A 254-nucleotide genomic window follows, 5' to 3' on the forward strand; every position below is an offset into this window, starting at 1 on the left:
TCCAGCGGGATGTCGTTTCCTTTTAGTTTAAGCGGGTACCCGTCACCGTTCCACCATTCATGGTGTTTAAGGATAAACTCGGCAATCGGTTCCAGATCGGGTGCCGACATAGCGATGCGGTGGCCTACGTTAGTTTGACAGCATAGTTGCATAGAGAAAACCAGAATTCCTTGTGGCAGAAGGCTTCAGGGGAAATTTTTTTGTGATTTTTAATCATTTTTATGTGGCATAAAATGGCACAATATGATATAATA

The 254-nt window shown here is 42.9% G+C and carries 1 protein-coding gene; it reads right to left on the reverse strand.

Features of this window, described 5'->3' with window-relative positions:
* Nucleotides 1–152 (reverse strand): HD domain-containing phosphohydrolase (locus Pmgp_RS19480; protein WP_134216337.1); only part of this gene is annotated, 152 nt, incomplete at its 3' end.
* Nucleotides 153–254 lie beyond the last annotated feature (102 nt).

The sequence above is a fragment of the Pelotomaculum propionicicum genome, from assembly GCF_004369225.1.
GTDB lineage: Bacteria > Bacillota > Desulfotomaculia > Desulfotomaculales > Pelotomaculaceae > Pelotomaculum_B > Pelotomaculum_B propionicicum.